This is a genomic window from Microbacterium indicum DSM 19969 (assembly GCF_000422385.1).
GTDB lineage: Bacteria > Actinomycetota > Actinomycetes > Actinomycetales > Microbacteriaceae > Microbacterium > Microbacterium indicum.
In genome coordinates this window covers 392,363-403,534 of sequence record NZ_AULR01000001.1, presented here as the reverse complement: position 1 = coordinate 403,534, position 11,172 = coordinate 392,363, and the positions used below count along the sequence as shown (strand labels likewise).

Below are 11,172 nucleotides of genomic sequence, written 5' to 3'. Positions count from 1 at the left end.
GACATCTAAATGGATGTCCATCCGGCAGGAAGATGTCCTCGCGGCGGCGGGATCCACAGGCATCTCCGCTACCCCCGGCGGATCCGGCACAGTCGGCGGCATGGATCCGCGCAGCCGAGCGACGCTCCTCGCCGAGGGGCTGTCCGATCAGGCGCTCGCGCGCGCCGTGCGCGACGGCGAGATGGCGCGGATCCGGCGCGGCGCATACGTTCCCGCCACCGAATGGACCGGGGAGCGGATCGCCGGCAGGCAGGTCGCGCTCGCGCGTGCGGCGGCGGAGGCGGCGGCGATCCCGCCGGTCTTCTCCCACCTGACCGCGGCCGCGATCCACGGCCTGCCGCTCTTCGACTGCCGCGATCCGCGCACGCACGTCATGTCGGCGAACCGCGGCCGCCGGACGGCCTCCGCCGCCGTCGTCCGCCACCGGGATCGCTGGGACGAAGATCCGGTGGCGGTCGGCGGCTTCCTCGTCACCTCGCTCGCCCGCACGGTGTTCGACGTGGCCCGCACGGCGGCCGGGACGACGGCGATCGGGTGCGCCGACGCCGCGCTGCGGCAGGCCGCGCGGATCCCCGGGACCCGCGACCTCGACCTCGACGCCGCGGGGTCGCTGCGCGACGATATCCTCGCGCTCATCGCCGAGCATCCCGGCGTGCACGGGCTCCCGCGGGCGCGGCTCGTCGCGGGCTTCGCGGATCCGCGCGCCGAGTCGGTGGGAGAGAGCGTCAGCCGCCTGCACCTCCACGACCTCGGCTACCGCAGGGTCGAGATCCAGCGCCGCGTCGAGCTGCCGGGCGGCCGCACCGCGTACGTCGACTTCGACGTCGACGGCGTGCTGTGCGAGTTCGACGGCATGGAGAAGTACCTCGACCGGACGATGCGGAACGGGCGGACGCCCGCCGAGGTCGTCTCGGACGAGAAGCGCCGCGAGGACGGGATCCGCTGGGCGGCGGACGCCCGGATGATCCGGTGGACGATGCGGGAGATCGCGAGCAGGGACCGCTTCGGCGCCTTCCTGAGGTCCCACGGCCTCTCGCCCCGCTGAAGGACATCTTCCTGCCTGCCGGACATCGAAACGGATGTCCATCCGGCAGGACGATGTCCTTACGGCAGCCGGCCGGTCAGGCGGCCGTGGAAGTCTCCCGACGCCGGGTTCATGCCCACGATCCGCACCTCGGCGCCGCGCCGCAGGTACTTCTGCTCGATGGCGTCGAGGGCGGCGACGCTCGACGCGTCCCACACGTGCGAGCGCGACATGTCGATCACGACGCGCGCCGGATCCTCGGCGTACGCGAACTGCGTCGTCAGGTCGTTCGAGGAGGCGAACAGCAACTGCCCCTCGACGACGTAGCGTGCCTCGGATCCGTCGTCCGACAGCGTGCGGGTCACGCGGGTCATGTGCGCGACGCGACGGACGAAGAGCACGGCGGCGGCGAGGATTCCCGCGCCGACCCCGATCGCGAGGTTCTCGGTCGCGACCGTGAGGACGACCGTGACGACCATGACGGCCGTCTCGCTCCGCGGCATGCGCCGGAGCGTCGAGGGCCGGATCGAGTGCCAGTCGAAGGCCGCGTAGGACACCATGAGCATGACCGCGACGAGCGCGGCCATGGGGATCGACGCCACGAAGTCGCCGAACACGATCACGAGGACGAGCAGGAAGACACCCGAGAGGAACGTCGAGATGCGCGTGCGTGCGCCCGAGATCTTGACGTTCATCATCGTCTGGCCGACGACCGCGCACCCGCCCATGCCGCCGAACAGCGCCGACGCGATCTGCGCGATCCCCTGGCCCGCGGACTCGCGCGTCTTCGAGGAGGGGGTGTCGGTGATGTCGTCGACGAGCTTCGACGTCATGAGCGACTCGACGAGCCCCACGACGGCGACGCCCGCCGCGTACGGCGCGATGATCCGCAGCGTCTCCCACGTGAGCGGGACGTCGGGCAGGCCGAAGGCGGGGAGCGCGTGGGGCAGCTCGCCCTGGTCGCCGACCGTCGCGACGTCGATCCCCGCCGCGAGCACGAGAACCGACACGACGACGACGCCGATGAGCGGGGCGGGGATCGACGTCGTGAGCCGCGGGAAGAGCGCGATCACGACGATCCCGAGCGCGACGAGCGGATAGGTGATCCAGGGGACGCCGATGAGGTGCGGCAGCTGCGACATCACGACGATGATCGCGAGCGCGTTGACGAAGCCCGTCATGACGCTGCGCGGGATGAAGCGCAGGAGCTTCGCGACGCCGAGGGCCGCGAGGATCAGCTGGAAGACGCCGCCCAGGATGATCGCGGCGACGAGGTACGAGGCGCCGTAGGTGGGCGCGAGGTCGGCGACGACGAGGGCGACGGCGCCCGTCGTCGCCGAGATGAGCGCGGCCCGGCCGCCGACGATCGAGGTCACGACCGCCATGACGAAGGAGCCGAAGAGCCCGACGCGCGGGTCGACCCCCGCGATGATCGAGAATGCGATCGCCTCGGGGATCAGCGCGAGACCCACGACGAGGCCGGCGAGCACCTCGCGGGTCAGCTGGCGCGGCGAGCGCAGGGCGTCGAGAACGGACATGGCTCGCTCCGGGAAGAATGGAAGGGGATCCCCCGACCCTACCGTTACGTGAGGTTTCATGTCCGCGAACGAAGAGCGACGCATGCACATCGGCGAGGTCGCCGAGCGCACCGAGCTGTCGCTGCGCACCCTCAGGCACTACGACGACGTCGGGCTGATCGTGCCGAGCGAGCGCACCGACGGCGGGTTCCGGCTGTACACCGAGCGCGACGTCGAGCGGCTGCTGCTGATCCGCCGCATGAAGCCGCTCGGCTTCTCGCTCGAGCAGATGGGGGAGGTCCTCGCCTCCCGCGACGCCCTCGAGCGGGATCCGCGGGATCCGGCCGCCCGCGCGGCGCTCGAGACCTTCGTCGAGGATGCCAGGTCGCGCCGCGAGAGGCTGGCGAGCCAGCTGTCGGCGGCCGACGAACTGCTGGAACGCCTCGCCACCGTCTGAAGGACATCTTCCTGCCTCGTGGACATCCATTTCGATGTCCTTCCGGCAGGAAGATGTCCTTCAGCGGGGCGGGCCGTAGCCTGGAAGGCGTGACCGAAGCGCGCATGAACGTCGAATCCTTCAACCTCGACCACACGAAGGTGAAGGCGCCCTACCTGCGTCTCGCCGACCGCAAGCAGCTGCCGGCGGGCGACGTGATCGTCAAGTACGACGTGCGCTTCGCGCAGCCCAACGTCTCGCACCTCGAGATGCCGGTCGTCCACTCGATCGAGCACCTCTTCGCCGAGAAGAGCCGCAACCACTCGTCGCAGGTCATCGACTTCTCGCCGATGGGCTGCCAGACGGGGTTCTACCTGATCCTCCAGGGCGAGCACTCGGTCGACGACGTCGCGGATCTCGTCGAGGCGACCCTGTCGGACGTCCTGACGGCGACCGAGGTCCCCGCCGCGAACGAGACGCAGTGCGGCTGGGGCGCGAACCACACGCTCGAGGGGGCCCAGGAGGCCGCCCGTGCGTTCCTCGCGCAGAAGGACGAGTGGCGCGAGGTCTTCGCGTGACCACCTACGTCGTCCAGGTCGCGATGCCCGAGGAGGCGCAGCCGTTCCTCGACGCCGCGACCGAGGCGTCGGATCCCGTGCGCATCGGCCGCGCCGAGCACCGCGGAATCGTGCTCGGCGGCCGCACCGTCGTGCTCGTCGTGAGCGGCATCGGCATGGTGAACGCCGCCGACGCCGCCGCGGGATCCGTGTTCCGCTACGGCGGCGAGGGCGACCTCGCGATCATCAGCGCCGGCACGTGCGGGGGGCTCGCGGCCGACGTCGAGGTCGGCGACGTCGTCGTCAGCGCCGACACGGTCAACGTCGAGGCCGAGGCGACCGCCTTCGGCTACGTGCCGGGGCAGGTGCCCGGCATGCCGCCCGTGTTCTCATCCGACGACGAGATCGCGGGCGCCCTCGCGGCCGTGTCGGACGCAGGGATCCGCGTGCGCCGCGCCGACATGGGCGCGGGCGACAAGTTCGTGACGAGCGGGATCGCCCTCGGCCTGCGCGAGACGTTCCCCGGCCTCGTGACCGTCGACATGGAGACGAGCGCCGTCGCGCACACGGCCCTGAACCACGGCGTCCGCTTCGCCGCGGCGCGCGGCGTCAGCGACCTGTGCGCGCCGTCGGCCGAGCAGTTCGAGACGCACGTCGACGACGCGGCCGAGCGCTCGGCGCGCGTCGTCATCGCGGCGCTCGCGGCCCTCCCATGACCCACCGCCTGCGGCTCGACATCGCCTACGACGGATCCGGCTTCTCGGGCTGGGCCCGCCAGCCGGGCCTGCGCACCGTCCAGGGCACGATCGAGGAGGCGCTCGCGCGGGTCGTCCGCGGCGACGTCCGCCTCGTCGTCGCGGGGCGGACCGACGCCGGCGTCCACGCGCGCGGGCAGGTCGCGCACGTCGACCTCGACGACGAGCAGTGGGAGCGCGCGCACCAGTCGCGCAGCCGCGAGGGGATCGCGGGGCTCGCGCGGCGCGTCCAGGGCGTCCTCCGCCCCTACGCCGACGTCGCGGTCCTCGCGACGAGCCGCGCGCCCGAGGGCTTCGACGCCCGCTTCTCCGCCTCGTGGCGCCGCTACGAGTACCGCGTGGCCGACGCCGTCGCGGGGTACGACCCGCTCGCGCGCGCGAACACGACCTACGTCCGTGCGGGCCTCGACGGCGACGCGATGGACGAGGCCGCGCGATCCCTCACGGGGCTCCACGACTTCGCGGCCTACTGCAAGCCGCGCGAGGGGGCGACGACGATCCGCACGCTCCTCGAGTTCGACTGGCGGCGCGACGAGCGGGGCGTCCTCGTCGCCAATGTCAAGGCCGACGCGTTCTGCCATTCGATGGTCCGCGCCCTCGTCGGCGCGAGCGTCGCCGTGGGGCAGGGGCGCCTCGCGGTCGCCGACGCCGCGCGCCTGCGCGACGAGCTCACGCGCACGAGCGCGTTCACGGTGCTCGACGCGCGCGGCCTGACGCTCACGGAGGTCGGCTACCCGGCGGACGAGCTGCTCGCGGCGCGGGCGGATCAGACGCGCAGCCGCCGGCAGCCGCACGAGGTCATCGGAAGTTCATAGCACGGCGCTACCGCGCGGTCACGGCGCGGGCCTATCGTGGGTGCACCATGCGAGTCCTGTCCTACAACCTGCGCAAGCACGCCGCCGCCGGCGAGCTCGCCGATCTCATCGACCGCTGGGATCCGCACGCCGTGTGCCTGCAGGAGGCCGACGTCGCCGACCTGCCGAGCCGCGTATCGGGCCTGCGCCTCGCGGCCGCGACCGACCGCAACCGCCTGGGCCTCGCCGTCTACTACCGCGAGGACTCGTTCCGGTTCGTGAGGTCGGTCTCCCTCGGCCTCAAGAAGTCGCTGCACGACTACGTGCTCAAGCCGGCGCACGAGCGGCTGCTCGGCGTGCAGCTGTTCGACGTCGACGGGGGATGCGAGGTCACGCTCGCGTCGTTCCACGCCGCGCCCCTCACGGCGCTCAACTCGCTCCGGCGCACGCAGATCCGCTCGGCGCTGCAGGCGCTCGAGCAGCTCGGCCCCGGGACGCCGACCCTCATGGTCGGCGACTACAACTACCCGATGTTCAAGGAGAGCCTCGCGGGGCGGATCCGCGAGCACGGATACGACATGACGCTGAGCGATCGGCGCACCTACACGCGCTATCGCTTCTTCCGCGGCCACTACGACTTCGTGACGAGCAGCCGCATCGCGATCGGCGACGTCGTGACGCTCCCGCAGGGGTCGAGCGACCACCTGCCGATCCTCGTCGACTACGAGTACCGGCGGCGCCCGGTCAGCGAGCGGGCAGCGACGGAATGAGGACGTCGAGCTTCGCGGCCGTGTCCTCCCAGCCGTCGACCGCGACGCACGCGACGCCCATCTCGCGCACGGGGTAGTCGTTGCCGTCGGGGTCGAGCCGGTCGCCGTAGAACACCATGTCGGCGAGGTCGATCCCGGTCTGCTCGGCGAGCTGCCGCATGCCGTAGGCCTTGTCGATGCCCCGGCGCGTGATGTCGACCGACGTGGATCCGCCGCTGCGGACCTCGAGGTCGGGGAGGCGGGCCGCGACGGCGTCGCGCAGGGCCGACTTCTTCTCGCTCGTGGGATCCCACGCCTTCTTCGCGTCGACGGGCGCCGCCTGGCCGAGGGCCGAGAAGGTGATCTGCGAGCCGCGGTCCTCGAGGATCGGGCCCCACGTGCGCTCCTCCCAGTAGCCGAGGCGCCGCGCCTCCACCTCGACGGCCGCGAGGGCGCGGGACTTCTCGTCGTCCGTGAGGTCGCGCTCGTAGAGGGCGCGGAACGCGTCGCCGTCGTGCCGCCAGTACTGCGTTCCGCACGTCGGGAGGAGGTGCATGTGCGCGAGCGCGTCCGGCGCCCCCGGCAGGCGGTCGACGACCTGCGCCTGGAACTGCGCCATGCGGCCGCCCGAGATGATGGCGACCTCGACGCGGCTCGCGAGCGCGACGAGCTGCTCGGCGACGCGGGGATCGACGGGGGACTTCGAGGGCGCGAGGGTGTCGTCCAGATCGAAGGCGACGAGTCGCGGCGCGGCGGTCATGCGGTCCATCCTGCCCGATCATCTCCCCACCGATTCCCAGGCGGGACGGCGGGATCCCGTTCGCCATCGGGGATCCGATCCGGTAGAGTTCTTCTTTGGTGTGCGCTCCGCGTGCACCGCGAACGTGAGCCCTCCACTGGCGTGTTGGCCCGGCCTCAGCCCCGTCAACCACCCCGGAGTGGGATTCACGAACACCTCCGTTCGATGAGAAAGCAGCACTACTGTGACGCGTACTTACACCCCGAAGGCCGGTGACGCCCAGCGCGAGTGGCTCGTGATCGACGCCACCGACGTCGTCCTCGGTCGCCTCGCCTCGCACGCCGCGGCGCTCCTGCGCGGCAAGCACAAGGCCACCTTCGCCCCCCACGTCGACATGGGCGACTTCGTCGTCATCGTCAACGCCGACAAGGTCGCCCTGACCGGCAACAAGGCGCAGCAGAAGCGCGCCTACCGCCACTCGGGCTTCCCGGGCGGTCTCCGCTCGGTCTCGTACGAGGAGCTCCTCGCGACGAACCCCGTCCGCGCGGTCGAGAAGGCCGTCCGCGGAATGCTCCCCAAGAACACGCTCGGCCGCCAGCAGCTGTCGAAGCTCAAGGTGTACGCCGGCGCTGAGCACCCGCACGCCGCGCAGAAGCCCCAGACGTACACCCTCGACCAGGTCGCTCAGTGAGCGCCGAGGCTGCAAAGGATTTCGAAGTGACTGAAGAAGACGTTCAGAACTACTCCACCGAGACGCCGGCCGAGACCGACGTCGTGGTCGCCGAGCGCCCCGTCGTGAGCGTCCCCGGTGCCGCCGTGGGTCGCCGCAAGCAGGCCATCGCCCGCGTGCGCCTCATCCCGGGCGAGGGCTCGTTCACGGTCAACGGCCGTGCGCTCGACGAGTACTTCCCCAACAAGCTGCACCAGCAGCTGATCACCGACCCCTTCACCCTCCTGGGCCTCACCGGTGCGTACGACGTGATCGCGCGCATCAACGGCGGCGGCCCCTCGGGTCAGGCCGGTGCGCTCCGCCTCGCGATCGCTCGTGCGCTCAACGAGATCGACCGCGAGAACAACCGTCCCGCCCTCAAGAAGGCCGGCTTCCTCACGCGTGACGCCCGCGTCATCGAGCGCAAGAAGGCCGGTCTCAAGAAGGCCCGCAAGGCTTCGCAGTTCTCGAAGCGCTGATCGAGCCGCACATGGCTCTGTTCGGCACGGATGGCGTGCGGGGCCTCGCCAACGGCGAGGTCCTCACCGCCGACCTTGCACTCTCCCTGGCCCAGGCGACTGCCGTCGTCCTGGGCCAGGGGCGTTCCGCTGAGGCGCGCCGCGCCCAGGGGCGCCGCACCAAGGCGGTCATCGCCCGCGATCCCCGCATCTCGGGCGAGTTCCTCATCGCCGCGGTCTCGGCCGGCCTCGCCTCGAGCGGCGTCGACGTGTACGACGCGGGCGTGATCCCGACCCCGGCGCTCGCGTTCCTCGTGAACGACTACGACGCCGACTTCGGGATCATGATCTCGGCGTCGCACAACCCGGCGCCCGACAACGGGATCAAGATCTTCGCCCGCGGCGGCGTCAAGCTGCCCGACCTCGTCGAGGAGCGCATCGAGCGCTTCATGTCGAGCCCCAAGCTCCTGCCGACGGGCGCCGACGTGGGGCGGATCCGGGTCTTCTCCGATGCCGAGGACCGCTACCTGCTGCACCTGCTCGGCACGCTGCCGGCGCGCCTCGACGGCCTCAAGGTCGTCATCGACTGCGCCAACGGCGCCGCCTCGGGCGTCTCGCCGCAGCTCTTCGCCGACGCGGGGGCCGAGGTCGTCGTCATCGGCGCCGACCCCGACGGCATCAACATCAACGAGGGCGTCGGATCGACGCACGTCGACGTCCTGCAGCGCGCCGTCCTCGAGCACGGAGCCGATGTCGGCATCGCGCACGACGGCGACGCCGACCGCTGCCTCGCCGTCGACGCCGACGGCAACGCGATCGACGGCGACCAGATCATGGCGATCCTGGCCGCCTCGATGCACGAGCGCGGCATGCTCGCGAACGACACCCTCGTCGCGACCGTCATGAGCAACCTCGGGCTCACGCTCGCGATGGCAGAGCGGGGGATCCAGGTCGTCAAGACGGCTGTCGGCGACCGCTACGTGCTCGAGGAGATGAACGACAAGGGCTACTCGCTGGGAGGCGAGCAGTCGGGCCACGTCATCATGGGCGCGCACGCGACCACGGGCGACGGGCTCCTCACGGGCCTTCAGCTCGTCGCCGAGATGGCTCGGACGGGCCGCACGCTTCGCGATCTGGCCTCGATCATGACGGTGTACCCGCAGGTCATGATCAACGTGAAGGGCGTCGACAGGGCGCGTGCGAAGACCGACGAGGGCGTCCTCGCCGCCGTCGCCGCGGTCGAGGCCGAGCTCGGCGAGACGGGCCGTGTGCTCCTCCGCCCGAGCGGCACCGAGCGGCTCGTCCGGGTGATGGTCGAAGCGGCGTCGTCCGAGGGCGCACAGGCACACGCCGAGGCGCTCGCCGCGGTCGTCCGCGAACGCCTCGCGCTCCCCTGACGGGCAGCCCGCCCCGACGCCCCGGATCGCCCCCACGCGATCCGGGGCGTCGTCGTCCGGGGCCGCTACCAGCCCATGTCCTCGATGTACCGCAGCAGCACGCCCTCGCGCAGCGCCCAGGGGCTGATCTCCAGCTCGTCGACGCCGAGCGCGGCCATCGCCTCGTGCAGCACGACGGCGCCGGCCGTGATCTGGAAGGTGCGCTCCGGGGTGATGCCGGGGAGCTCCTGGCGGGCCTTCGCGGGGATCCGCGCGAGCACCGGGATCCACGCTCCGAGGGCGGCGTGCGGCAGCACCCACCGGTCGATGCCCGACCACCCCGGCCGGCGGTACCCCGCGAGCCGCGCGAGCGAGCGGATCGTCTTCGACGACCCGACGACGTGGTCGGGGGAGGGCAGCGAGCCGAAGCGCCCCGCGACGTCGCCGAGGACGCGCGCCGCGTGGGCGCGCAGCCGGTCGACGGACACGTCGCCCGGCGGGTCCCCGGGCAGGAACGTGACCGTCATGCGACCCGCCCCGAGCGGCACTGACTCGGCCACGTGGGGGAGCTCCTCGGATCCGCCCGCGATCTCGAGCGAACCCCCGCCGATGTCGAACAGGAGGATCTGCCCGGCCGACCACCCGAACCAGCGCCGCACGGCGAGGAAGGTGAAGCGGGCCTCCTCGGATCCGCCGAGCACCTGCAGCGGCTGCCCGAGCGCCTGCTCGATGCGGGCGATGACCTCGGGGCCGTTCGTCGCCTCGCGCACCGCCGAGGTCGCCGTCGCGAGGAGCTCCGAGACGCCCTCGCGCTCGGCCGTCTCGCGGGCGCGCGCCGTCGCCTCGACGATCGCGGCGACGCCGACGGGTGAGATCGATCCGTCGTCCTCGACGAACCGCATGAGCCGCAGGGTCGTCTTCTCGCTCGTCGTCGCGAGCGGGCGTCCGCCGGGGTGCGCATCGGCGACGAGGAGGTGAACCGTGTTCGAGCCGATGTCGAGAACGCCGAGCCGCATCCCCTCAGAGTAGGGCCACGGCGCGACGCGGCACGGCGCGGGCCCGTGGGTAGGATCATCCGGATGACCCCCGCAGCCGAATCCCTGCAGCTCTCGCTGTACCGCGAGATCCCGCGCGCCGAATGGTCGCGCCTCGCGCAGGGCCTCGAGCAGCCGCTCACCGAGCAGGAGGTCGTGCAGATCCGGGGGCTCGGCGACCGCCTCGACCTGCGCGAGGTGCGCGACGTCTACCTGCCGATCAGCCGCCTCATGAGCACGTACGCGGCGGGGCTCCGCGGCATCGGATCCGAGACGAGCGCGTTCCTCGGGACCGACGCCCCCCGGATCCCGTTCGTCGTCGGCGTCGCGGGATCCGTCGCCGTCGGCAAGTCGACCGTGGCGCGACTCCTGCGCGAGCTCATGAGCAGGTGGAGCGACACGCCGCGGGTCGAGCTCGTCACGACCGACGGGTTCCTGCTCTCCAACGCCGAGCTCGAGCGCCGCGGGATCATGGCGCGCAAGGGCTTCCCCGAGTCGTACGACCGGCGTGCGCTCGTCGACTTCGTCACGCGCGTGAAGTCGGGGGAGGAGGAGGTGCGCGCGCCCTTCTACTCGCACATGAAGTACGACATCATGCCCGACGCCTCGGTCGTCGTGCGCCGGCCCGACGTGCTCATCGTCGAGGGGCTCAACGTGCTGCAGCCGCCGCCCGCGCCCAACGACGTCGCGGTCAGCGACCTGTTCGACTTCTCGATCTTCGTCGACGCCGACACGGCCGACATCGAGGAGTGGTACGTGAGCCGCTTCCTGCAGCTGCGAGCGGGCGCCTTCGCGAACCCCGCGTCGTACTTCAACGTGTTCCAGCACCTCTCGGACGACGAGGCGGCGCAGACGGCGCGCGACATCTGGAACGAGACGAACCTCCCGAACCTCGTCGAGAACGTCGCCCCGACGAAGCATCGCGGCACGCTCGTGCTGCGCAAGGGCCGCGACCACGCGGTCGAGAGCGTGCTCCTCAGGAAGTTCTGACCCGGGGATCCGGCTCGCGCACGGCCGCCCAGAA

General features: G+C 71.6%; 13 protein-coding genes. 10 read left to right on the top strand and 3 right to left on the bottom strand.

Annotated features, from left to right (window positions below; genetic code table 11):
• Positions 1-13: 13 nt before the first annotated feature.
• The gene (locus H576_RS0101865; RefSeq protein WP_156888090.1) at positions 14-1,045 is read left to right on the top strand and encodes a type IV toxin-antitoxin system AbiEi family antitoxin domain-containing protein; all 1,032 of its coding nucleotides are present in this window, start codon (positions 14-16) and stop codon (positions 1,043-1,045) included.
• A gap of 59 nt (positions 1,046-1,104) precedes the next feature.
• On the opposite strand, the gene H576_RS0101860 is transcribed toward H576_RS0101865, so the two are convergent.
• Entirely contained in the window at positions 1,105-2,562 is a 1,458-nt protein-coding gene (locus H576_RS0101860; protein ID WP_051172023.1) for a SulP family inorganic anion transporter, read from the bottom strand.
• Positions 2,563-2,620: 58 nt separating this feature from the next.
• Between H576_RS0101860 and H576_RS0101855 the strand changes: the two genes are divergently transcribed.
• The 5 genes from H576_RS0101855 to H576_RS0101835 all read left to right on the top strand — a co-directional run bounded on the left by H576_RS0101855 (position 2,621) and on the right by H576_RS0101835 (position 5,853).
• Positions 2,621-2,998, top strand: a complete 378-nt coding sequence (locus tag H576_RS0101855) for a MerR family transcriptional regulator (RefSeq protein WP_084502333.1) — start codon at positions 2,621-2,623, stop codon at positions 2,996-2,998.
• An 89-nt stretch (positions 2,999-3,087) separates the two neighbouring features.
• Positions 3,088-3,555 carry an S-ribosylhomocysteine lyase gene (locus H576_RS0101850; RefSeq protein ID WP_029149501.1) on the top strand — a complete coding sequence of 156 codons (468 nt, stop codon included), beginning with the start codon at positions 3,088-3,090 and terminating at the stop codon, positions 3,553-3,555.
• A complete protein-coding gene (gene mtnN, locus H576_RS0101845; protein WP_051172021.1) occupies positions 3,552-4,250 on the top strand; it encodes a 5'-methylthioadenosine/S-adenosylhomocysteine nucleosidase in 699 nt (232 codons plus the stop codon). The genes H576_RS0101850 and mtnN overlap by 4 nt, the downstream gene beginning before the upstream one ends.
• Positions 4,247-5,104 (top strand): tRNA pseudouridine(38-40) synthase TruA, encoded by an 858-nt coding sequence (truA, locus tag H576_RS0101840; RefSeq protein ID WP_029149499.1) that lies wholly within the window; start codon positions 4,247-4,249, stop codon positions 5,102-5,104. Before mtnN ends, truA begins: the two co-directional genes overlap by 4 nt.
• A 47-nt stretch (positions 5,105-5,151) precedes the next feature.
• Positions 5,152-5,853 carry an endonuclease/exonuclease/phosphatase family protein gene (locus tag H576_RS0101835; RefSeq protein ID WP_029149498.1) on the top strand — a complete coding sequence of 234 codons (702 nt, stop codon included), beginning with the start codon at positions 5,152-5,154 and terminating at the stop codon, positions 5,851-5,853.
• Here H576_RS0101835 and H576_RS0101830 read toward each other — a convergent pair.
• Positions 5,828-6,592: an HAD-IIB family hydrolase gene (locus H576_RS0101830; protein ID WP_029149497.1), complete on the bottom strand. Its 765-nt coding sequence runs from the start codon at positions 6,590-6,592 to the stop codon at positions 5,828-5,830. The two genes, H576_RS0101835 and H576_RS0101830, sit on opposite strands and share 26 nt — an antisense overlap.
• Before the next feature lie 223 nt (positions 6,593-6,815).
• On the opposite strand from H576_RS0101830, the gene rplM reads away from it, so the two are divergent.
• From rplM to glmM, 3 genes are read left to right on the top strand one after another with little or no spacing between them, the layout of a single operon-like run.
• Positions 6,816-7,262: a 50S ribosomal protein L13 gene (gene rplM, locus H576_RS0101825; protein ID WP_029149496.1), complete on the top strand. Its 447-nt coding sequence runs from the start codon at positions 6,816-6,818 to the stop codon at positions 7,260-7,262.
• 26 nt (positions 7,263-7,288) lie between these two features.
• Positions 7,289-7,759, top strand: coding sequence for a 30S ribosomal protein S9 (rpsI, locus tag H576_RS0101820; RefSeq protein ID WP_084502331.1), 471 nt, complete (start codon positions 7,289-7,291; stop codon positions 7,757-7,759).
• An 11-nt stretch (positions 7,760-7,770) separates the two neighbouring features.
• The gene (glmM, locus tag H576_RS0101815; protein WP_029149494.1) at positions 7,771-9,135 is read left to right on the top strand and encodes a phosphoglucosamine mutase; all 1,365 of its coding nucleotides are present in this window, start codon (positions 7,771-7,773) and stop codon (positions 9,133-9,135) included.
• Positions 9,136-9,200: 65 nt separating this feature from the next.
• On the opposite strand, the gene H576_RS0101810 is transcribed toward glmM, so the two are convergent.
• Positions 9,201-10,130: a Ppx/GppA phosphatase family protein gene (locus H576_RS0101810; RefSeq protein ID WP_029149493.1), complete on the bottom strand. Its 930-nt coding sequence runs from the start codon at positions 10,128-10,130 to the stop codon at positions 9,201-9,203.
• A 63-nt stretch (positions 10,131-10,193) separates the two neighbouring features.
• Between H576_RS0101810 and coaA the strand changes: the two genes are divergently transcribed.
• Positions 10,194-11,138 (top strand): type I pantothenate kinase, encoded by a 945-nt coding sequence (coaA, locus tag H576_RS0101805; RefSeq protein WP_029149492.1) that lies wholly within the window; start codon positions 10,194-10,196, stop codon positions 11,136-11,138.
• Positions 11,139-11,172: the final 34 nt, after the last annotated feature.

Coding starts and splice junctions, on each gene's coding strand:
- H576_RS0101810 (WP_029149493.1), bottom strand. CDS start 10,130: ATGCGGCTCGGCGTTCTCGACATCGGCTCGAACACGGTTCACCTCCTC.
- H576_RS0101865 (WP_156888090.1), top strand. CDS start 14: ATGTCCATCCGGCAGGAAGATGTCCTCGCGGCGGCGGGATCCACAGGC.
- H576_RS0101855 (WP_084502333.1), top strand. CDS start 2,621: ATGTCCGCGAACGAAGAGCGACGCATGCACATCGGCGAGGTCGCCGAG.
- H576_RS0101835 (WP_029149498.1), top strand. CDS start 5,152: ATGCGAGTCCTGTCCTACAACCTGCGCAAGCACGCCGCCGCCGGCGAG.
- H576_RS0101860 (WP_051172023.1), bottom strand. CDS start 2,562: ATGTCCGTTCTCGACGCCCTGCGCTCGCCGCGCCAGCTGACCCGCGAG.
- glmM (WP_029149494.1), top strand. CDS start 7,771: ATGGCTCTGTTCGGCACGGATGGCGTGCGGGGCCTCGCCAACGGCGAG.
- H576_RS0101830 (WP_029149497.1), bottom strand. CDS start 6,592: ATGACCGCCGCGCCGCGACTCGTCGCCTTCGATCTGGACGACACCCTC.
- coaA (WP_029149492.1), top strand. CDS start 10,194: ATGACCCCCGCAGCCGAATCCCTGCAGCTCTCGCTGTACCGCGAGATC.
- truA (WP_029149499.1), top strand. CDS start 4,247: ATGACCCACCGCCTGCGGCTCGACATCGCCTACGACGGATCCGGCTTC.